This window comes from Citrobacter sp. wls708 (genome assembly GCF_005281255.1).
Classification (GTDB): Bacteria; Pseudomonadota; Gammaproteobacteria; order Enterobacterales; family Enterobacteriaceae; genus Citrobacter; species Citrobacter werkmanii.
On the sequence record NZ_SZXE01000008.1, the window covers coordinates 80,655 to 100,619 of the forward strand.

At 50.5% G+C, this 19,965-nt stretch carries 20 protein-coding genes; 16 read left to right on the forward strand and 4 right to left on the reverse strand.

Annotated features, from left to right (window positions below; genetic code table 11):
- The first annotated feature begins 8 nt into the window (after window positions 1-8).
- The 4 genes from mlaC (at window position 9) to murA (ending at window position 2,674) form a co-directional block, all read left to right on the forward strand.
- Window positions 9-644, forward strand: a complete 636-nt coding sequence (gene mlaC / locus FDW97_RS02995) for a phospholipid-binding protein MlaC (RefSeq protein WP_038634253.1) — start codon at window positions 9-11, stop codon at window positions 642-644.
- Window positions 644-937: a lipid asymmetry maintenance protein MlaB gene (mlaB, locus tag FDW97_RS03000; RefSeq protein ID WP_038634251.1), complete on the forward strand. Its 294-nt coding sequence runs from the start codon at window positions 644-646 to the stop codon at window positions 935-937. Before mlaC ends, mlaB begins: the two co-directional genes overlap by 1 nt.
- 169 nt (window positions 938-1,106) lie before the next feature.
- Window positions 1,107-1,361 (forward strand): BolA family iron metabolism protein IbaG, encoded by a 255-nt coding sequence (ibaG, locus tag FDW97_RS03005; protein ID WP_032940719.1) that lies wholly within the window; start codon window positions 1,107-1,109, stop codon window positions 1,359-1,361.
- 53 nt (window positions 1,362-1,414) lie between these two features.
- Window positions 1,415-2,674, forward strand: a complete 1,260-nt coding sequence (gene murA / locus FDW97_RS03010) for a UDP-N-acetylglucosamine 1-carboxyvinyltransferase (RefSeq protein WP_047026390.1) — start codon at window positions 1,415-1,417, stop codon at window positions 2,672-2,674.
- A 56-nt stretch (window positions 2,675-2,730) separates the two neighbouring features.
- Here the strand turns inward: murA and sfsB are convergent, their stop codons facing one another.
- The gene (gene sfsB / locus FDW97_RS03015; RefSeq protein ID WP_038634246.1) at window positions 2,731-3,015 is read right to left on the reverse strand and encodes a DNA-binding transcriptional regulator SfsB; all 285 of its coding nucleotides are present in this window, start codon (window positions 3,013-3,015) and stop codon (window positions 2,731-2,733) included.
- A 224-nt stretch (window positions 3,016-3,239) separates the two neighbouring features.
- Entirely contained in the window at window positions 3,240-4,211 is a 972-nt protein-coding gene (gene ispB, locus FDW97_RS03020) for an octaprenyl diphosphate synthase (RefSeq protein WP_137350628.1), read from the reverse strand.
- Between the two features lie 258 nt (window positions 4,212-4,469).
- Between ispB and rplU the strand changes: the two genes are divergently transcribed.
- The 5 genes from rplU (at window position 4,470) to opgB (ending at window position 9,787) form a co-directional block, all read left to right on the forward strand.
- Window positions 4,470-4,781 (forward strand): 50S ribosomal protein L21, encoded by a 312-nt coding sequence (gene rplU, locus FDW97_RS03025; protein ID WP_010436026.1) that lies wholly within the window; start codon window positions 4,470-4,472, stop codon window positions 4,779-4,781.
- 19 nt (window positions 4,782-4,800) lie between these two features.
- Entirely contained in the window at window positions 4,801-5,058 is a 258-nt protein-coding gene (gene rpmA / locus FDW97_RS03030; protein ID WP_003025030.1) for a 50S ribosomal protein L27, read from the forward strand.
- A 127-nt stretch (window positions 5,059-5,185) separates the two neighbouring features.
- Window positions 5,186-6,151, forward strand: a complete 966-nt coding sequence (locus tag FDW97_RS03035; protein WP_006687874.1) for a DMT family transporter — start codon at window positions 5,186-5,188, stop codon at window positions 6,149-6,151.
- A 15-nt stretch (window positions 6,152-6,166) separates the two neighbouring features.
- Window positions 6,167-7,339 (forward strand): Obg family GTPase CgtA, encoded by a 1,173-nt coding sequence (cgtA, locus tag FDW97_RS03040; RefSeq protein WP_038634240.1) that lies wholly within the window; start codon window positions 6,167-6,169, stop codon window positions 7,337-7,339.
- Between the two features lie 123 nt (window positions 7,340-7,462).
- Window positions 7,463-9,787, forward strand: a complete 2,325-nt coding sequence (opgB, locus tag FDW97_RS03045; protein WP_137350629.1) for a phosphatidylglycerol--membrane-oligosaccharide glycerophosphotransferase — start codon at window positions 7,463-7,465, stop codon at window positions 9,785-9,787.
- A gap of 36 nt (window positions 9,788-9,823) precedes the next feature.
- Here the strand turns inward: opgB and dacB are convergent, their stop codons facing one another.
- The gene (gene dacB, locus FDW97_RS03050; protein ID WP_085048645.1) at window positions 9,824-11,257 is read right to left on the reverse strand and encodes a serine-type D-Ala-D-Ala carboxypeptidase; all 1,434 of its coding nucleotides are present in this window, start codon (window positions 11,255-11,257) and stop codon (window positions 9,824-9,826) included.
- 248 nt (window positions 11,258-11,505) lie between these two features.
- Between dacB and greA the strand changes: the two genes are divergently transcribed.
- The gene (greA, locus tag FDW97_RS03055) at window positions 11,506-11,982 is read left to right on the forward strand and encodes a transcription elongation factor GreA (RefSeq protein WP_003025019.1); all 477 of its coding nucleotides are present in this window, start codon (window positions 11,506-11,508) and stop codon (window positions 11,980-11,982) included.
- Between the two features lie 153 nt (window positions 11,983-12,135).
- Here the strand turns inward: greA and yhbY are convergent, their stop codons facing one another.
- Complete coding sequence (gene yhbY / locus FDW97_RS03065; protein WP_003025016.1) at window positions 12,136-12,429, reverse strand: ribosome assembly RNA-binding protein YhbY; 294 nt, start codon at window positions 12,427-12,429, stop codon at window positions 12,136-12,138.
- 125 nt (window positions 12,430-12,554) lie between these two features.
- Here yhbY and rlmE point away from each other — a divergent pair, with 125 nt between their 5' ends.
- The 6 genes from rlmE to FDW97_RS03095 all read left to right on the forward strand — a co-directional run bounded on the left by rlmE (window position 12,555) and on the right by FDW97_RS03095 (window position 19,953).
- Window positions 12,555-13,184, forward strand: a complete 630-nt coding sequence (rlmE, locus tag FDW97_RS03070) for a 23S rRNA (uridine(2552)-2'-O)-methyltransferase RlmE (RefSeq protein ID WP_006687879.1) — start codon at window positions 12,555-12,557, stop codon at window positions 13,182-13,184.
- 99 nt (window positions 13,185-13,283) lie between these two features.
- Entirely contained in the window at window positions 13,284-15,218 is a 1,935-nt protein-coding gene (ftsH, locus tag FDW97_RS03075) for an ATP-dependent zinc metalloprotease FtsH (protein WP_003025013.1), read from the forward strand.
- A gap of 99 nt (window positions 15,219-15,317) precedes the next feature.
- On the forward strand, window positions 15,318-16,166 hold the full coding sequence (folP, locus tag FDW97_RS03080; RefSeq protein WP_137350630.1) for a dihydropteroate synthase: 849 nt from the start codon (window positions 15,318-15,320) through the stop codon (window positions 16,164-16,166).
- Entirely contained in the window at window positions 16,159-17,496 is a 1,338-nt protein-coding gene (gene glmM / locus FDW97_RS03085; protein WP_038634228.1) for a phosphoglucosamine mutase, read from the forward strand. The genes folP and glmM overlap by 8 nt, the downstream gene beginning before the upstream one ends.
- Window positions 17,497-17,941: 445 nt before the next feature.
- Window positions 17,942-18,658, forward strand: a complete 717-nt coding sequence (locus FDW97_RS03090) for a type IV pilus major pilin (protein WP_085048647.1) — start codon at window positions 17,942-17,944, stop codon at window positions 18,656-18,658.
- Between the two features lie 116 nt (window positions 18,659-18,774).
- Window positions 18,775-19,953 carry a prepilin-type N-terminal cleavage/methylation domain-containing protein gene (locus FDW97_RS03095; protein WP_137350631.1) on the forward strand — a complete coding sequence of 393 codons (1,179 nt, stop codon included), beginning with the start codon at window positions 18,775-18,777 and terminating at the stop codon, window positions 19,951-19,953.
- Window positions 19,954-19,965 lie beyond the last annotated feature (12 nt).

Genomic DNA, 19,965 nt, shown 5'->3' on the forward strand with positions numbered 1-19,965 from the left:
ATCGACGTATGTTTAAACGATTGATGATGGTGGCTATGCTGATCATTGCCCCCCTTAGCGCGGCAACCGCGGCGGATCAGACTAACCCGTACAAGTTGATGAATGAGGCGGCGCAGAAGACCTTTGACCGCCTGAAGAACGAGCAACCTAAAATCCGCGCAAACCCGGATTACCTGCGCGATGTTGTCGATCAGGAATTGTTGCCATACGTACAGGTTAAATATGCTGGTGCGCTGGTCCTGGGCCGCTACTACAAAGAAGCGACCCCGGCACAACGTGACGCCTATTTCGCCGCCTTTCGTGAATACCTGAAGCAGGCTTACGGTCAGGCGCTGGCAATGTATCACGGTCAGACCTATCAGATTGCCCCTGAGCAGCCGCTGGGTGATGCGACCATCGTGCCTATCCGCGTGACCATTATCGATCCGAATGGCCGCCCTCCGGTTCGTCTGGATTTCCAGTGGCGTAAAAACTCGCAAACCGGTAACTGGCAGGCGTATGACATGATCGCCGAAGGCGTCAGCATGATCACCACCAAACAGAATGAGTGGAGCGACCTGCTGCGTACCAAAGGTATCGATGGCCTGACAGCACAACTGAAATCTATTTCTCAGCAGAAAATTACCCTGGAAGAGAAAAAATAATGACCCAGTCACTCACCTGGAAGCGTGAAGGTGACAAGCTGGTGCTGGCGGGAGAGCTGGATCAAGACGTGTTAAATCCATTATGGGATGCGCGAGTTGAGGCGATGCAAGGGGTAACCTGCATCGACCTGAACCAGGTTTCCCGGGTGGATACCGGTGGTCTGGCGTTACTGCTGCACTTGATTGATCAGGGCAAGCAGCAGGGGAACAGCGTTTCGCTCGCTGGTGTTAACGATAAAGTTTACACGCTGGCGCAGCTTTACAATCTGCCTGACGATGTCCTTCCGCGTTAATTTTTTCAGGCTGGATAAGGCCTTGTGCCTTCATCCAGCATCCCCATCATAAGGGATCTGCCATCAAAGCCTTGTCTGATTTATCAGCGAGGCTTTTTGCTTATTTATGACAGCGCCACTTTGCTCTAAGATGTTGGGCTGTTTTCACTATCTGACGAATGAAGAGCCCATGGAAAATAATGAAATTCAGAGCGTGCTGATGAATGCGCTCTCCCTCCAGGAAGTCCACGTTTCTGGCGACGGCAGTCACTTTCAGGTTATTGCCGTGGGTGAGATGTTTGAAGGCATGAGCCGGGTCAAGAAGCAGCAATCAGTCTATGGCCCGTTGATGGAGTACATTGCGGACAACCGCATTCATGCTTTGTCGATTAAAGCGTTTACCCCAGCGGAATGGGCGCGCGATCGCAAACTTAATGGTTTTTGAGCTACGGGTGATGTGCCGGTAGCGAAGATAAATTCTTAACAGAGAACAGAATAATGGATAAATTTCGTGTTCAGGGGCCAACGAAGCTCCAGGGCGAAGTCACAATTTCAGGCGCTAAAAACGCCGCACTGCCGATCCTGTTTGCGGCGCTGCTGGCGGAAGAACCTGTAGAGATCCAAAACGTCCCGAAACTGAAGGACGTTGACACTTCCATGAAGCTACTGAGCCAGTTGGGTGCGAAAGTTGAGCGTAATGGTTCCGTGCACATTGATGCGCGTGACGTTAACGTCTTCTGTGCACCGTATGATCTGGTGAAAACCATGCGTGCGTCTATCTGGGCGCTCGGACCGTTGGTTGCTCGCTTTGGCCAGGGGCAGGTTTCACTGCCGGGCGGTTGCACCATCGGCGCGCGTCCGGTTGACCTGCACATTACCGGTCTGGAGCAGTTAGGCGCGACGATCAAGCTGGAAGAAGGCTATGTGAAGGCGTCCGTTGATGGCCGTCTGAAAGGCGCGCATATCGTTATGGATAAGGTGAGCGTCGGCGCGACGGTCACTATTATGTGTGCGGCAACACTTGCTGAAGGCACCACCATCATTGAAAACGCCGCACGCGAGCCGGAGATCGTCGATACCGCTAATTTCCTGATTGCGCTGGGTGCGAAGATCAGCGGCCAGGGTACCGATCGCATTACCATCGAAGGTGTTGAACGTCTCGGCGGTGGTGTTTATCGCGTTCTGCCAGACCGTATTGAAACCGGCACTTTCCTGGTTGCAGCAGCGATTTCTCGCGGCAAAATTATCTGCCGCAATGCGCAACCTGACACGCTGGATGCCGTCCTGGCGAAGCTGCGTGATGCGGGGGCGGATATCGAAGTCGGCGACGACTGGATAAGCCTCGACATGCACGGCAAGCGTCCGAAGGCGGTCAATGTACGCACTGCGCCGCACCCGGCGTTCCCGACTGATATGCAGGCCCAGTTCACGCTGCTGAATCTGGTGGCAGAAGGAACAGGCTTCATCACGGAAACCGTGTTTGAAAACCGCTTCATGCACGTGCCTGAGCTGAGCCGTATGGGCGCTCACGCGGAAATCGAAAGCAACACTGTGATTTGCCACGGTGTGGAAACGCTCTCCGGCGCGCAAGTGATGGCGACCGATCTGCGTGCGTCAGCAAGCCTGGTGTTGGCGGGTTGTATTGCTGAAGGTACGACGGTGGTTGACCGTATTTATCACATCGATCGCGGCTATGAGCGCATCGAAGATAAACTGCGTGCGCTGGGCGCAAACATTGAGCGCGTGAAAGGCGAGTAATCGTCAACGCCTCTGGTAACCCCCTGGTCTTTGGGCCGGGGGTTACTGCTTAATGTTCATTCAGGATTCTTTTTCCCTCTCGGTCCCCTCATCATCCGTGTTCTGTCGATGAATTCATGCGTTTTTGCATCGTGGTAGCGCGACGGCCAGATCACCCAAGGGTCGGTTCCCAGCGCCCGGGCAATAATCAACTCTCCTTTCGGCCATGGCCGCGTTAACGCGTTCGCCAGCGTTGATGAACTCAAGCCATTTTTACGTGACTCAGCGGCCATTGAGGTGCCTTTTTTGCGCAGTCCGGCGATGATGTCGGCCGTATGCCAGTCAATCAGCTTGCTTTCCATAAATTCATCTCTCCTTTGGTTAATGACTTACGGTTTCACGATCGGTTGTGGCGACACTATAACGCTCCGAGAACAAATGTTCTAAAATGTTCATGTAAGGCGTGAGTATATTCAGATTATGCCAATGTCTGGCGTGATAATCCGGAAAGATGAAAGGGCTTATTGGAATTTATAAGAGCATCCCGTGCGAGGCACGGGATGATGAGTGGCTGGGGGGAAGGTAATTAGCGGTCGCGCTGTACGGCGATATGCGCCAGACCAATCAGCGCTTCTCGCCATGGCGTATCAGGCAGCACCTGCAACGCGGCGATGGCTTTATCGGCCTCTTCTTCCGCACGCTGTCGGGTCCACTCCAGAGAGCCACAGGTGTTCATCGCTTCCAGAACCGGCTCCAGAAGGTGACGACCGTTACCTTGTTCAATGGCCTGGCGGATCATCTGCGCCTGCTCCGGGGTGCCGTGGCGCATGGCATGCAGCAGCGGTAGCGTCGGCTTACCTTCGTTCAGGTCATCACCGACGTTTTTACCCAACTGCTCGCCATCTGCGCTGTAATCCAGTAAATCGTCAATTAACTGGAACGCAGTACCAAGATAACGGCCATAATCCTGCAACCCTTTCTCTTGTTCTTCGCTGCAGCCAGCCAGAATACCTGAGCATTGGGCTGCGGCTTCAAACAAACGCGCAGTCTTGCTGTAGATGACGCGCATATAGTTTTCTTCGGTGATGTCCGGGTCGTTGACGTTCATCAACTGCAGAACTTCACCTTCTGCGATGACGTTAACCGCTTTTGACATGACTTCCAGTACTTTCAGTGAGCCGAGGCTGGTCATCATCTGAAATGCGCGGGTATAGATAAAATCGCCGACCAGCACGCTGGCCGCATTACCAAACGCCGCATTCGCTGTGGCTTTCCCGCGGCGCATGTCGGACTCATCCACAACATCGTCATGCAGGAGGGTCGCAGTGTGGATAAACTCGATGAGGGCTGCAATCGTAACGTGCGCATTTTCCTGGTAACCAACAGCACGTGCTGCAAGTACTGCGATCATTGGGCGAATGCGTTTTCCGCCGCCGCTCACGATGTAGTACCCTAACTGATTGATCAACTGGACGTCGGAATTGAGCTGTTCAAGGATTGTCGCATTGACCCCCGCCATATCTTGCGCGGTTAACTCATTGATTTTTTCTAAATTCATCGCAAAAGCCGGGCTTCTCGCCCCGATTACCTCACCGTATGGCAAGGTAACGTCGGGTTCAGGTTTATAAATATATGCTGATTGTACTGAAAAAACGCCGTAGATAAACGTTACCGTACGTGTTGTGTTTTTTTTCTTCATGTATTGACGGTAGCACTTGTCAAAGGCTCGCGTTTTGCGTAATATTCGCGCCCTATTGTGAATATTTATAGCGCACTCTGAATCATCAAAAAGGTGTGCGTGGAAGCGGAGTTTTTTATGTACGCGGTTTTCCAAAGTGGTGGTAAACAACACCGAGTAAGCGAAGGTCAGACCATTCGCCTGGAAAAGCTGGACATCGCAACTGGCGAATCTGTTGAATTCGCTGAAGTTCTGATGATCGCAAACGGTGAAGAAGTCAAAATCGGCGTTCCTTTCGTTGATGGCGGCGTTATCAAAGCTGAAGTTGTTGCTCATGGTCGTGGCGAGAAAGTTAAAATCGTTAAGTTTCGTCGTCGTAAACACTACCGTAAGCAGCAGGGCCATCGTCAGTGGTTCACTGATGTGAAAATCACTGGCATCAGCGCTTAAGTTAAGGGGAGCAGATTAAATGGCACATAAAAAGGCTGGCGGCTCGACTCGTAACGGTCGCGATTCAGAAGCTAAACGTCTGGGCGTAAAACGCTTCGGCGGTGAAACAGTTCTGGCTGGTAGCATCATCGTTCGTCAACGTGGTACTAAATTCCACGCTGGCTCCAACGTTGGTTGCGGCAAAGACCACACTTTGTTTGCTAAAGCAGACGGTAAAGTGAAATTTGAAGTGAAAGGCCCGAAAAACCGTAAATTCATCAGCATCGTTGCTGAATAAGTTTTTCGCGTCCCGGTAACGGATAAAAGCCCCGCAACACGTTGCGGGGCTTTTTACATTCGACGGCCGGTAAATATGCTCGTCGCGCCGTGATAAACCGGAAACGAGCCCTTGCAGGGAATACGGCATGAAGCAGCAGGCAGGCATTGGTATTCTGTTAGCACTCACGACTGCAATATGTTGGGGCGCTTTGCCAATAGCAATGAAGCAAGTGCTGGAGGTGATGGAGCCTCCTACCGTGGTGTTCTACCGTTTTTTAATGGCAAGTATTGGCCTTGGCGCTATCCTTGCGGTTAAAAAAAAGCTCCCCCCATTGCGCATTTTTCGCAAAGCGCGTTGGTTGGTGCTGTTGGCAATAGCCACCGGTGGGCTGTTCGGTAACTTCATTCTGTTTAGTTCATCTTTGCAGTACTTGAGCCCAACGGCCTCGCAGGTTATCGGTCAGCTGTCACCCGTTGGTATGATGATCGCCAGCGTCTTTATCCTGAAAGAAAAGATGCGCGGCACGCAGGTGATTGGCGCCATTATGCTTCTGAGCGGCCTGGTTCTGTTTTTTAATACCAGTCTGATCGAAATTTTTACCCGACTCACCGATTACACCTGGGGCGTTATCTTTGGTGTCGGTGCGGCGATGGTCTGGGTGAGCTATGGGGTCGCGCAAAAGGTGTTATTGCGCCGTCTGGCGTCACCGCAGATCCTGTTTTTACTGTACACTTTATGTACGATTGCGTTGTTGCCGCTGGCTAAACCCGGTGTCATCACGCAGCTCAGCGACTGGCAGCTGGCCTGCCTGGTATTCTGCGGCCTGAATACGCTGGTAGGATACGGCGCTCTCGCGGAAGCGATGGCGCGCTGGCAGGCGGCGCAGGTAAGCGCCATTATTACGCTTACCCCGCTGTTTACGTTGTTATTTTCAGATTTATTATCACTGGCCTGGCCCGATTTCTTCGCCAGACCGATGCTAAACCTTTTAGGTTATCTCGGTGCGTTTATCGTGGTTGCGGGCGCGATGTATTCCGCCATTGGTCATCGAATTTGGGGCGGTTTACGTAAGCATGAAACGGTGGTTTCGCAACCCCGCTCAGGCGAATGATTTACGGAGAGTAAAATGAAGTTTGTTGATGAAGCATCGATTCTGGTCGTTGCAGGTGATGGCGGTAATGGTTGCGTGAGCTTCCGCCGTGAAAAATATATTCCAAAAGGCGGCCCGGACGGCGGTGATGGCGGTGATGGCGGCGACGTATGGATGGAAGCCGACGAAAACCTGAACACGCTGATCGATTACCGTTTTGAAAAATCTTTCCGTGCGGAACGTGGTCAGAATGGCGCGAGCCGCGATTGCACAGGTAAACGCGGTAAAGACGTTACGATTAAAGTGCCTGTCGGTACGCGCGTTATCGATCAGGGCACCGGCGAAACCATGGGCGACATGACCAAGCATGGTCAGCGTCTGATGGTCGCTAAAGGCGGCTGGCACGGCCTGGGTAACACCCGTTTCAAATCCTCGGTCAACCGTACTCCGCGTCAGAAAACGATGGGGACACCGGGCGATAAGCGCGATCTGTTGCTGGAGCTGATGCTGCTGGCGGATGTAGGTATGTTGGGTATGCCAAATGCCGGTAAATCGACGTTTATCCGTGCGGTATCCGCGGCGAAGCCGAAAGTTGCCGATTATCCGTTCACCACCCTGGTACCAAGCCTGGGCGTGGTACGTATGGACAACGAAAAGAGCTTCGTAGTGGCCGACATTCCGGGGCTGATTGAAGGCGCGGCTGAAGGCGCGGGTCTGGGGATTCGCTTCCTGAAACACCTGGAACGCTGCCGCGTGCTGCTGCACCTCATCGATATCGATCCAATTGATGGCTCCGATCCGGTAGAAAACGCCCGTATCATTATTGGCGAACTGGAAAAGTACAGTCAGGATCTGGCGTCTAAACCGCGCTGGTTAGTGTTCAACAAAATTGATTTGCTGGACAAGGCCGAAGCGGAAGAGAAAGCGAAAGCGATCGCTGAAGCGCTGGGCTGGGAAGGTAAATATTACCTGATCTCCGCCGCCAGCCAGTTGGGCGTGAAGGATCTGTGCTGGGATGTGATGACCTTTATCATTGAGAACCCGATTGTTCAGGCTGAAGAAGCGAAACAGCCAGAGAAAGTTGAGTTCATGTGGGATGATTATCACCGCCAGCAGCTCGCTGAAGTCGAAGACGAAGCGGAAGATGACTGGGATGACGATTGGGACGAAGACGACGAAGAAGGCGTTGAGTTCATTTATAAGCGTTGATTTTGAGGGCTGGTTTACCAGCCCTTTTATTTATATATTCTGAAAAAAATATTAATGATGTTCCCGCATTAAACGACCAATTATAATTCCTCCTCATTTAGCGTGCATGTATGAGACGAGGTAATGCAATACTCATTTGTAGCAATTATTATATCACTGGCCTCAATGGTTTTGGCCGCCCTGATTTATAAAAGTAAAGGCTATAGGGCAATCTATTACGCCTCTCTTATTTTACTTGCTCAGTGCATTTCTTTATTTTTAAGCCTGTTTTGGTTAGGCTGTTATTACTTTACGGGCGAAGGGGTTAATGACGCTGTTATTTATACTTTGACCCGCTCGCTTTATGGCGCGGATTTTAAAGATTACGTCGCGCCTTTTGTCGTTGCTGTCTTGCTGATTGGACTGCTACTCTTTCTGAGCTGGCGATTCATGCAAGGTAAAAATGTTCAAAAAGAGAGAAAACATTACGCTTCGATAACCGCCGTATTGCTGACATTTTTTGCTGTTGGCATCTCTCCGGCGTTATTACAATTCACTAATTATAACAAGCCGCCAGCAGAAGTAGATGGCTCCGATTTTTCGCGCTACTATATTACGCCAGATACCAGGATAAATAATCCAAAATATAATCTGGTATATATTTATGCAGAAAGCCTGGAAAGAACCTACTTTGATAAAGACACATTTCCTCAGTTGCTGCCTGATTTAACGGCGCTGAAACAAGATGGCCTGGATTTTAGTGGCACAGAACAGTATCCGGCGACGGATTTTACCATAGCAGGGATCGTGGCATCGCAGTGTGGTCTTCCGCTGTTTGCACCGACCGATTTAAGTGGCAAGAAAGCAAGTCTGGGCTTCTTTTCCTCTTCAGTCTGCCTTGGGGATATTTTGAAAAATTCAGGTTATGAAACCTGGTTTATGCAGGGCGCTGATTTACGTTTCGCCGATAAGGATGTGTTTTTTAAAACGCACGGCATTGACCATGCCTGGGGACTGGCGGAGTCTGGCCTGGAGAAGGATTTTTCCGCCCAGAATGCCTGGGGGCTATATGATGATATGCTGCTGGAAAAGGTCTGGCGCAAGTTTGAGCATTTGTCCCGGCAAAAAACGCCTTTTGCGTTATTCACGTTGACGCTGGATACCCATCCCCCTGAAGGTTATATCCCCACGAGCTGTCCTGTCAGCTATAAAAAAAATGGTAGTGAAGTCGATGCGTTAACCTCTGTGCTTTGTAGCCAAAGGGAAATCGCTAAATTCATTAGACGGATACAGGCTTCGCCCTGGGCCAGTAATACAATTATTGTTCTCTCATCCGATCATCTGGTAATGCAAAATATGACGGCTGCTGTGGATTATTTAAATAAAATGCCTCGTCGCAATTTATTTGTGGTTTTCAGAAATGGTGTGACGCCGAAAGTTATCGCCGATAAGCGAAGCACGTTAGATAATGGGGCAACGGTGCTTGAGCTGATGGGGGGCGATAATGCAATAGGCTTAGGGAGAAGTTCATTAAGTCAGCCTTCACTGGCAGCGGTTTTTGACGACTTTAAAAATAAGTTGTTAGCCTGGGGGCCTGCTATCCGCTCCCGTTGGGGAATTCCCGAGTCCATTAAAAATTTTACCGTTGATACCAGAAGAAAGTTGCTGCGTTTTGATAGTTTTGAATACCCTATTCCCGCCTTACTGGAAGTATCTCCGGGACGAGTCTGGCCGGTTGTCGATGACGGGAATGACGTGGGAATGTCTTTAAGGAATACCCTGGGATTTCTGCCTGAAGGCCATAAATTTATCTGGATAGATCAATGCCTGAGCATTGGCCCCGTATGGCAACCGGATTCTGCCGTCAATACTGGGTGGTGTGTTGCCTCTGGAAAAGCCGGTAGCGAGACTCACATCGAGAAAATAATGGCTGAAGATTATTCAGGCGGGATGAGTGAATTTCCGGGCGAAACGAATCATGAACGCTTTCAGCGTATCCAGGCGCGGTTATTACTTTCCGCAAAGGATGTCCGCTATCAGTCCGATCGCATACTGTTTGCGGCGGAAGGACTGCCTGCATTTGTGAAATCAATAACAGGAGTGGGGCATCCAGAATACTGGGGACGGTGGTCAGATGCGAACCTGTCACCCGCGGTGGCTATCACCTATAACCAACCACTGCCCGCGAAATTTGACGTTGAGATCAAGGCAAAAGCCTTTGGCAAAAATATTGGTGCACCACTTCCCGTTTCCATCGGTTCCTGTACCCACTATCTCACCCTGCACGCAGAGGCGGAAACGGTGATATTACATATGACGAATCCTGACAGACTCGATACGCTAACGATTGTCCCCCCTTATCCGGAGTTGAGTAACGAGGGAAATTATATCGGTTTTCCTAAATCCGCTCCGCCAAGGAAGCTGGGGATTGGGTTAACCGAGCTGCGGATAATCCCGGTAAACGATTAGAAACGACGAGGGAGCGTTACCGCTCCCTGCATCCGCTTAGTTAGACTGATAAATATCTTTGTACAACCGACTCTCGAAGCGTACCAGCGGAATACGCCGATTACGTTGGTCAGCCGGCTGTACCGCATAGCCCGACAGATACTGCACAAATGCCATACGCTGACCGCTTGCCGTGGTGATGAAGCCTGCGAGGTTGTAGACGCCCTGTAGTGAGCCTGTCTTCGCCGATACTTTGCCATCCACGCCAGCCTGATGCAGGCCCGCACGGTATTGCAGGGAGCCGTCATGGCCCGCCAGCGGTAGCATAGTAATAAAGTTCAGCTCGTTATCGTGCTGAGCGATATATTGCAGCACCTGCATCATGGTCGCCGGGGAAATCAGGTTATGGCGGGAGAGACCAGAACCGTCGGCAATAATGGTGTTGCCAATATCGATGCCCGCCTGCTGACGCAAAATTTGGCGTACGGCATCGGAACCTGCCCGCCAGGTGCCCGGGACGTTAAATCGTGCATGGCCAATCATGCGGAAAACGGTATCGGCGATCATGTTGTCCGATTTTTTCAGCATAATCTTAAGCAGGTCATGCAGCGGCGCTGACTGTTTGCTGGCAACCACGGTTCCCGGCTCGTTGACCTGCGTCTGGCGCAGCAGCGTGCCGCTGTAAGTGATACCCGCTTGTTTTAGCTCATCTTTGATAATCGCCCCGGCATAGCTGGCACCGTCCTGAATGGCGAATGCCAGCGGCAGCGGATCGGCGCGTTGAGGTAGGCATCCGGTCAGCGTGAAGCGGTTGAGATCGCCTGGAACCACGTCCAGTTCACAATATTGCGCTTCGGCAGAGCCACGCGCGAGGGTTCGCACCTGGCTGAACATGGTGACCGGGTAGTAGGATGCCACGCGAATAAATGCCAGATCGTTCGGTTTTTGCGCGCTGTAGAGCGAAATCGAGAAACAGTTGCGATCGACAATGGCTGCGGCAGGCGGGGCGCTAAAACATTGCGTCATGTCGTTCCAGGGCCAACCGGGGGCTTTATCATGACTGGCAAAAATAGAGGTGTCGATCAGAACATTTCCGGCAATTTGCGTCACACCAGATTTTTTCAGAGTCGCTACCATATTGCGAATATCCTGGCGTTTTAGCGTCGGATCGGCGCCAAATCGCGCCACTAAGTCACCTTTCAAAACGCCGCCTTCCACGTTGCCTTTCGTCTCAAGCGTGGTGGTAAAACGGAAATCAGGCCCGAGCTGAATCAACGCCGCCAGCGCGGTGATCACTTTCTGGGTACTGGCGGGGAGCGCCATCTGCTGGCTATGAAAATCAATAGCGGGTGCAGATGCGCCAACCTTCTGTACCATAAGGGCGAGGTTGGCCCCGGCAGGAAGCTGGTTGATGTATTCGTCGACATTCGCAGCCTGAACGCTGAACGCTATACTGGCAGTCAATCCAATGGTAAATCTGGGAAATCGCATAATCTCGCGCTAACAACCTGGAAACAGGCCGTCATACTACGGCGCAACGCCCCAAAAAGTAAACGATGACCCATAGGGAACTCCAGGGTAAAATGATCATCAAATAGAGAATTGTAGCTGACCTGGGACCTTGAGCCCCGGGTCGGTATTTTTTTGCTTCTGACTCTGGCATGGTGTATGCCAGGGTGGGCTTAGCAGCCGGGGTGAGAAGCATCGCCCCCTACAGGAATGTTCAAGAGGTATAACAAATGCAAGCTATCCCGATGACCTTACGTGGTGCTGAAAAACTGCGCGAAGAGCTGGATTTTCTGAAATCTGTGCGCCGTCCTGAAATTATCGCCGCTATCGCGGAAGCGCGTGAGCACGGTGACCTGAAAGAGAACGCGGAGTATCACGCGGCTCGCGAACAGCAAGGATTCTGCGAAGGACGCATTAAAGATATCGAAGCTAAACTGTCCAATGCGCAGGTGATTGACGTCACTAAAATGCCGAACAATGGCCGTGTTGTTTTCGGCGCGACGGTTACCGTTCTGAATCTCGATAATGACGAAGAGCAGACCTGGCGTATTGTCGGCGATGATGAAGCTGATTTTAAACAGAACCTGATTTCAGTGAACTCGCCTATTGCTCGTGGCCTGATTGGCAAAGAGCAGGATGACGTCGTCGTTATCAAAACGCCGGGCGGTGAAGTTGAATATGAAGTAACGAAGGTCGAATACCTGTAATTCGCATCTTGGTTAAGATGTTGATACATTGTAAAGAAAGGAAAAAGGCCGCATAGCGGCCTTTTATCAACGAAGAGAGCGTGGCATTTTGCTCTCCTGCTAGCGGAAAACCCCGCGTTTTACACAAACTTCGTGTGCGACTTTGGGATATTCTTAGCGTGGCAGCGAGATTTTACGTTCTTTAGTCGGGCGATACAGTACCAGCGTTTTGCCGATGACCTGTACATTGCAGGCGCCGGTTTCGCGTACGATAGCTTCCACGATCAAGGTTTTGGTATCGCGATCTTCCGAGGCGATTTTCACCTTGATAAGTTCATGGTGCTCTAACGCTTGTTCAATCTCGGCCAGTACCCCTTCGGTCAAACCATTGTTGCCAAGCATAACTACCGGCTTGAGCGGATGTGCCAGACCTTTCAGGTGCTGTTTTTGTTTAGTACTCAGATTCATCGTATATTTTTGCTTACGTTGGGATTGAAAACGGGTCATTCTACCGCCATCTCCCATATATCACCAAATAGCTGTGTAGAAATTTACACCATTGGTTACGATGAACTGCCCTTTGGGAATGTGAAATGACAGGTAAAAAGCGTTCTGCCAGCTCGAGTCGCTGGCTTCAGGAACACTTTAGCGATAAATATGTTCAACAGGCGCAGAAAAAGGGGTTACGTTCCCGTGCCTGGTTTAAACTTGATGAAATACAGCAAAGTGACAAAATTTTTAAACCGGGGATGACGATTGTTGATCTCGGCGCTGCACCGGGTGGCTGGTCGCAATATGCGGTTACGCAGATCGGCAACAGCGGCCGCATTATCGCTTGCGATCTTTTACCTATGGATCCAATCGTTGGTGTGGACTTCCTTCAGGGCGACTTTCGTGATGAATTAGTCCTGCAAGCGTTACTTGAACGCGTAGGTGACAGTAAAGTACAAGTTGTCATGTCTGATATGGCACCAAATATGTGTGGAACACCGGCGGTGGATATTCCCCGGGCCATGTATCTGGTAGAGCTGGCGCTTGGAATGGCTCGAGATGTTTTAGCGCCAGGTGGTAGTTTTGTAGTGAAGGTGTTCCAGGGCGAAGGCTTCGATGAGTATCTAAGAGAGATTCGCTCCCTGTTTACGAAGGTCAAAGTTCGTAAGCCGGACTCTTCTCGCGCCCGTTCGCGTGAAGTGTATATTGTAGCGACCGGGCGTAAACCATAACCGGTAGATTTCAAACGAAAGTTTGAAAGAAACTGGATATAGAGTATCCTGACGCTGTTTTTAACACAGTTGTAATATGAGGTTAATCCCTTGAGTGACATGGCGAAAAACCTAATTCTCTGGCTGGTCATTGCCGTTGTGCTGATGTCAGTATTCCAGAGCTTTGGGCCCAGCGAGTCTAATGGCCGTAAGGTTGATTACTCTACCTTCCTGCAAGAGGTCAATCAGGACCAGGTTCGTGAAGCGAAGATCAACGGACGTGAGATTAACGTTACCAAGAAAGATAGTAACCGTTACACGACCTACATTCCGGTTAACGATCCGAAGCTGCTTGATAACCTGCTGACCAAAAACGTCAAGGTTGTCGGCGAGCCGCCTGAAGAGCCGAGCCTGCTGGCTTCTATCTTCATTTCCTGGTTCCCAATGCTGCTGCTGATTGGTGTCTGGATCTTCTTCATGCGTCAAATGCAGGGCGGTGGTGGCAAAGGCGCCATGTCGTTCGGTAAGAGCAAAGCGCGCATGCTGACGGAAGATCAGATCAAAACCACGTTTGCTGACGTTGCGGGTTGTGACGAAGCGAAGGAAGAGGTTGCTGAGCTGGTTGAGTACCTGCGCGAACCGAGCCGTTTCCAGAAGCTGGGCGGTAAAATCCCGAAAGGCGTCCTGATGGTCGGTCCTCCGGGTACCGGTAAAACCCTGCTGGCGAAAGCTATCGCCGGTGAAGCGAAGGTTCCATTCTTTACAATTTCCGGTTCTGATTTCGTGGAAATGTTCGTGGGTGTGGGTGCATCTCGTGTGCGTGACATGTTCGAACAGGCCAAAAAAGCGGCACCGTGCATCATCTTCATCGATGAAATCGACGCCGTAGGCCGTCAGCGTGGCGCTGGTCTGGGCGGTGGTCACGATGAACGTGAGCAGACCCTGAACCAGATGCTGGTTGAGATGGACGGCTTCGAAGGTAACGAAGGTATTATCGTTATCGCGGCAACTAACCGTCCGGACGTTCTTGACCCTGCGCTGCTGCGTCCAGGCCGTTTCGACCGTCAGGTTGTGGTTGGTCTGCCGGACGTTCGCGGTCGTGAACAGATCCTGAAAGTGCATATGCGTCGCGTACCGCTGTCTCCGGATATCGATGCGGCAATCATTGCGCGTGGTACGCCTGGCTTCTCCGGTGCTGACCTCGCGAACCTGGTGAACGAAGCGGCGCTGTTTGCTGCTCGCGGCAACAAGCGCGTCGTGTCGATGGTTGAGTTCGAGAAAGCGAAAGACAAAATCATGATGGGTGCGGAACGTCGTTCCATGGTGATGACGGAAGCGCAGAAAGAATCTACCGCGTATCACGAAGCTGGCCACGCGATTATTGGTCGCCTGGTACCGGAACACGATCCGGTACACAAAGTAACGATTATCCCGCGCGGTCGTGCGCTGGGTGTGACCTTCTTCCTGCCTGAAGGCGACGCAATTAGCGCCAGCCGTCAGAAGCTGGAAAGCCAGATCTCCACGCTGTACGGCGGTCGTCTGGCGGAAGAGATCATCTACGGTGCTGAACATGTTTCTACCGGTGCGTCGAACGACATCAAAGTCGCGACTAACCTGGCGCGTAACATGGTTACTCAGTGGGGCTTCTCCGATAAACTCGGTCCGCTGCTGTACGCTGAAGAAGAAGGCGAAGTATTCCTGGGACGTTCTGTTGCGAAAGCTAAACATATGTCCGATGAAACGGCTCGCATCATCGATCAGGAAGTTAAGCTGTTGATTGAGCGTAACTATGACCGTGCGCGTCGTCTGCTGAACGAAAACATGGACATTCTGCACTCGATGAAAGATGCGCTCATGAAATATGAGACCATCGATGCGCCGCAGATTGATGATCTGATGGCTCGCCGCGATGTGCGTCCGCCAGCGGGTTGGGAAGAACCGGGTTCTTCGAACAACAACTCTGGCAGCACCGGCAAGCCGAGCGCGCCGCGTCCGGTTGATGAACCGCGTGCGCCGGACTCTGGCACCATGTCAGAGCAACTGGGCGACAAATAAGTTATCGTTGATGATGACCGTGTTTTAATTGAAAACCCTGGGGCTTGCTCCGGGGTTTTTCTTATCTGCATACTCAAGATTTTTACCAGGGATAAAACTATGAAACTCTTTGCTCAGGGTTCTTCACTGGATCTCAGCCATCCTCACGTCATGGGGATTTTAAACGTTACGCCAGATTCTTTTTCCGATGGCGGGGCGCACAACTCTCTGGTTGAGGCGGTAAAACACGCAAATCTGATGATTAACGCTGGGGCGACTATCATTGATGTGGGGGGGGAGTCCACGCGTCCTGGCGCTGCTGATGTGAGCGTAGAAGAAGAGCTGCAGCGAGTGATCCCTGTGGTGGAGGCGATTGCTCAACGTTTTGAAGTATGGATTTCCGTCGATACCTCAAAACCCGAAGTGATTCGCGAATGCGCGCGGGTCGGCGCACATCTCATTAATGACATTCGTTCACTCTCGGAGCCCGGGGCGTTGGAAGCCGCCGCGGAAACCGGGCTGCCGGTTTGTTTGATGCATATGCAGGGGCAACCGAAAACCATGCAGGAAGCGCCAAAGTACGAGGATGTGTTCGCTGAGGTAAATCGTTACTTTGTTGAGCAAATAGCACGTTGTGAACGAGCCGGAATCACAAAAGATAAATTGTTGCTCGACCCGGGATTCGGATTCGGTAAAAATCTCACCCATAACTACGCATTACTGGCGCGCCTGGCTGAGTTCCATCATTTTGAGCTGCCGCTGCTGGTTGGAATGTCACGAAAATCAATGGTTGGTCAACTGCTGAATGTGGGGCCATCCGAACGCCTGAACGGTAGTCTTGCGTGCGCGGTGATTGCCGCCATGCAGGGGGCGCAGATTGTCCGTGTCCATGACGTCAAAGAAACCGTAGAAGCGATGCGTGTGGTGGAAGCCACATTGTCTGCAAAGGAAAACAAACGCTATGAGTAATCGTAAATATTTTGGCACTGATGGGATCCGTGGCCGCGTAGGCGACTCCCCAATTACCCCTGACTTTGTGCTCAAACTGGGATGGGCGGCGGGAAAAGTGCTGGCACGTCATGGTTCACGAAAAATTATCATCGGTAAAGATACGCGTATTTCTGGCTATATGCTGGAATCTGCGCTGGAAGCGGGCCTGGCTGCCGCAGGTCTTTCTGCCTCTTTCACTGGCCCAATGCCAACACCTGCCGTTGCTTATCTGACGCGTGCTTTCCGTGCTGAAGCAGGGATTGTTATCTCCGCTTCGCACAACCCGTACTATGACAACGGGATCAAATTTTTCTCTATCGACGGCACCAAACTGCCGGATGCGGTTGAAGAAGCCATAGAAGCCGAGATGGAAAAAGCGATCACCTGTGTGGACTCGGCTGAGTTGGGTAAAGCCACCCGTATTGTCGATGCCGCCGGTCGCTATATCGAGTTTTGCAAAGGCACCTTCCCGAATGAACTGAGCCTGAGTGAGCTTAAAATTGTGGTGGATTGCGCTAACGGTGCGACGTATCACATTGCGCCAAACGTACTGCGTGAGCTGGGCGCCAATGTTATTGCCATCGGTTGTGAGCCAAACGGCGTTAACATCAATGAAGAAGTCGGCGCTACCGACGTCCGCGCCTTGCAGGCGCGCGTGATCGCGGAAAAAGCCGATCTGGGTATCGCGTTGGACGGCGACGGCGACCGCGTGATCATGGTCGACCACGAAGGCAATAAGGTCGACGGTGACCAAATCATGTATATCATCGCCCGTGAAGCGCTGCGTCAGGGGCAACTACGCGGTGGCGCGGTAGGCACGCTGATGAGCAACATGGGCCTTGAGTTGGCGTTGAAACAGCTGGGCATTCCGTTTGCCCGTGCGAAAGTCGGTGACCGCTATGTCCTGGAAAAAATGCAGGAAAAAGGCTGGAGTATCGGTGCGGAAAACTCAGGCCATGTGATCCTGCTGGATAAAACCACCACCGGTGACGGCATCGTGGCGGGTCTGCAGGTGTTGACCGCGATGGTGCGCAATCATATGAGTTTGCACGACCTGTGCAGCGGCATGAAAATGTTCCCGCAGCTGCTGGTTAACGTACGTTACACCGCAGGTAGCGGCGATCCGCTGGAAAATGACAATGTGAAAGCGGTGATGGCAGACGTTGAAGCGGCGCTGGGTAATCGTGGACGCGTCCTGCTGCGTAAGTCTGGCACTGAACCATTAATTCGTGTGATGGTTGAAGGTGAAGACGAGGCACAGGTATCTGAGTTCGCCCATCGTATTGCAGATGCAGTGAAAGCGGTTTAATACATAGCTATAGGGGTTAGTTTTACCTCTATTAAAGAACGTTATAATTTTTTATCAGACGCCCGGTTAATTTAACCGGGCATTTTTTTTCATTCTCATGCCAGAGTAACAGGAATGACAGTATTATCGGTATTGTTTTATCGATAAGGGCTTAATAAATAAGGAAGAAGAGAAACTTATCAAGATTGACATTTAATTATTGAAAATATTCCGCATCTCATGTAAAAGTACAGCTATAAAGTACGTTTTGTTTTATTGGTTTAACTAATTCATAATAATTATACTTTCCTATAAATTTTATAAAAATAATGTATGAAATGTGTTTGCTGAATATAAATGTATTCTTAGTTTTTTTTCGTTCTGTTGCATTCTTATTTTTCCATATTAATAATATTCGAACAGGTGGCTAAGCCTGAATTTAACGGAATTAATAAGGGTGTATAACATGAGTACAATGGTTTTAAACATAAAAGGGAATATGACCAAAAAGGTCTCTAAGTTAAAAGAGATGAAGAAACAGCGAGGTGTTACGCTGTTGGAAATAATTATTGTCTTAGGGATTATCGGTGTTATTGCCGCTGGTGTGGTTATTTTAGCCCAGCGGGCTTTTACGGCTCAGGACTTGTCTGCTGTACAGGATGACTTGACCAGTGTACGTACTGCAATGAATGAAGCTTATAAAGATCAGGCTCAATATCCGGCGCAAAGCGATTCTATTAAAGGTTTGTCTAAATCCGATATCAATGATACTTCTGTATCCAATGACTCGCCAATCGCCACTCTGGTACGTATGGGTAAAATCTCTGCTGATGAAGCGTTTAACGGCTTCTCTAACGATGCGTTCCAGATGGATAACGCGTTAACGGATAGCTCAAGTTCTCAGAGAAAAGGCTTTGTTGTGGTGGTGAATGGTCTGGCGTCTGAAGAGTGTCGTAACCTGATTTCCCAGATGGGTAACCAGTGGGACTATGTTGAAGCGCTCAATACCGGTGCCGCTGCCGGGTCTGAACCAAGTATCGCTGACCGAGACTTCAGTGTGGGTAAAAGTGGTGCAATTCTTAAGACGCTGACCTCGAGTGATATTTCGCCTTCTGATATTGTTGCAACTGGCGTCTGTGACGGTCAGGGTTCTATTAACGGTGTTATCTTCGGTAGTAAATAATACTTTGTGCTCTAAATTAGAATCTGTTCTTTTTTAGAATAAAAACAAGTGGCTATTTACTGTGAATAGCCACTTATTATTTATATAAAAATGATTCATGTTCTTCAGGAATTAGTATGCGGTCCCGAAACCATCAGGCTGGATTTTCACTACTGGAAGTTATTGTTGTACTGGCAATCATTGGTGGCGCGCTAGCTATGTATACCAATTATGCCCGTAAACAAGCAGCGAAAGAAATGCGCCAGACCATCGCGAACGCGCTTGTCCAGGAGATGAAGGGCGTGATGAATTATTTGCGTGATGAAACTCTGCAAACAAAAGACGGTGAAAAAGATAACCCACTGTATGAAGCCACGCAAGGCAGCAGTACCGATTCCCAATATCGTTACCGGATAACTAATAACGTTACGGACATTGATACCGGGACCGGGACGAACTATTTTTTGTGGGGAGAGGGGGCGAATCAGCAAAAGCAACAACGTTATTTGTTCATCAGCAAAAGCTGTAACGTCTCACTTAAATCAACATTTGAACTGACACAAGAATATTTACCCTGCTCACTTGTGACGGCGGCTAAAAATCCCGCGGCGAAAATTGAACGGATTGGGTTTGCTTCTGACGATCTTAAAACCCCCTCCAGCACGATTGCGCGTATGGATGCTATTGTTGCGTTCAACTACACGGAGAGTAACGACAAGTATAGTTTTGCCAATTATGCCTCCGCGTTTAACAATGCGTTAAATAACTCAGGCATGATTGCTTCGCATATCATGCTTGTTCGCCGGGCCAGGACGGCGGATGCCTGGCAACTGATAACGGAATCTGACGGCAGTACGCCAGTCGAGTTTTCCGATATGGCCTCTAACCTGGAGCGACTGGAAACGCTGGGAAAGGGTCAGCAACTGGGTATTCGCATCACCTTTGACATGAATGATAACGATCAGGGGAGCAATGGCGGCGGCTCAGGCACGGCATGCTGGAACACCCAGGCAAGTAAAGTTGAACTGTGTTACAACCAGGAGGCAGGCACAGGTGCCCATGGCGAAGATCAGATCCTTTCGCTGGATATGACCGATCCGGAGAATTATGGTGATGAGACCAAAACGGGTACGCTAAAAGCCAATCTGGTGATGGAAAATACGTCACGGCCAGTTTTTTTATTCAAGCGTAATTATGGCGGTGATTTAATGCTTTCCGCCGACGGTAACCCTGAGCGCTTTACATACAAAAATAACAATAACGAAGAAATTGAGGGTGATTTTTATCTGGATGATAATACCTCTTATCATGCCTAGAATGGCAGCAGC

Bases quoted from the DNA above. Each gene is read 5' to 3' on its own strand.
- mlaC (WP_038634253.1), top strand. From the start codon at position 9: ATGTTTAAACGATTGATGATGGTGGCTATGCTGATCATTGCCCCCCTT.
- mlaB (WP_038634251.1), top strand. From the start codon at position 644: ATGACCCAGTCACTCACCTGGAAGCGTGAAGGTGACAAGCTGGTGCTG.
- ibaG (WP_032940719.1), top strand. From the start codon at position 1,107: ATGGAAAATAATGAAATTCAGAGCGTGCTGATGAATGCGCTCTCCCTC.
- murA (WP_047026390.1), top strand. From the start codon at position 1,415: ATGGATAAATTTCGTGTTCAGGGGCCAACGAAGCTCCAGGGCGAAGTC.
- sfsB (WP_038634246.1), bottom strand. From the start codon at position 3,015: ATGGAAAGCAAGCTGATTGACTGGCATACGGCCGACATCATCGCCGGA.
- ispB (WP_137350628.1), bottom strand. From the start codon at position 4,211: ATGAATTTAGAAAAAATCAATGAGTTAACCGCGCAAGATATGGCGGGG.
- rplU (WP_010436026.1), top strand. From the start codon at position 4,470: ATGTACGCGGTTTTCCAAAGTGGTGGTAAACAACACCGAGTAAGCGAA.
- rpmA (WP_003025030.1), top strand. From the start codon at position 4,801: ATGGCACATAAAAAGGCTGGCGGCTCGACTCGTAACGGTCGCGATTCA.
- FDW97_RS03035 (WP_006687874.1), top strand. From the start codon at position 5,186: ATGAAGCAGCAGGCAGGCATTGGTATTCTGTTAGCACTCACGACTGCA.
- cgtA (WP_038634240.1), top strand. From the start codon at position 6,167: ATGAAGTTTGTTGATGAAGCATCGATTCTGGTCGTTGCAGGTGATGGC.
- opgB (WP_137350629.1), top strand. From the start codon at position 7,463: ATGCAATACTCATTTGTAGCAATTATTATATCACTGGCCTCAATGGTT.
- dacB (WP_085048645.1), bottom strand. From the start codon at position 11,257: ATGCGATTTCCCAGATTTACCATTGGATTGACTGCCAGTATAGCGTTC.
- greA (WP_003025019.1), top strand. From the start codon at position 11,506: ATGCAAGCTATCCCGATGACCTTACGTGGTGCTGAAAAACTGCGCGAA.
- yhbY (WP_003025016.1), bottom strand. From the start codon at position 12,429: ATGAATCTGAGTACTAAACAAAAACAGCACCTGAAAGGTCTGGCACAT.
- rlmE (WP_006687879.1), top strand. From the start codon at position 12,555: ATGACAGGTAAAAAGCGTTCTGCCAGCTCGAGTCGCTGGCTTCAGGAA.
- ftsH (WP_003025013.1), top strand. From the start codon at position 13,284: ATGGCGAAAAACCTAATTCTCTGGCTGGTCATTGCCGTTGTGCTGATG.
- folP (WP_137350630.1), top strand. From the start codon at position 15,318: ATGAAACTCTTTGCTCAGGGTTCTTCACTGGATCTCAGCCATCCTCAC.
- glmM (WP_038634228.1), top strand. From the start codon at position 16,159: ATGAGTAATCGTAAATATTTTGGCACTGATGGGATCCGTGGCCGCGTA.
- FDW97_RS03090 (WP_085048647.1), top strand. From the start codon at position 17,942: ATGAGTACAATGGTTTTAAACATAAAAGGGAATATGACCAAAAAGGTC.
- FDW97_RS03095 (WP_137350631.1), top strand. From the start codon at position 18,775: ATGCGGTCCCGAAACCATCAGGCTGGATTTTCACTACTGGAAGTTATT.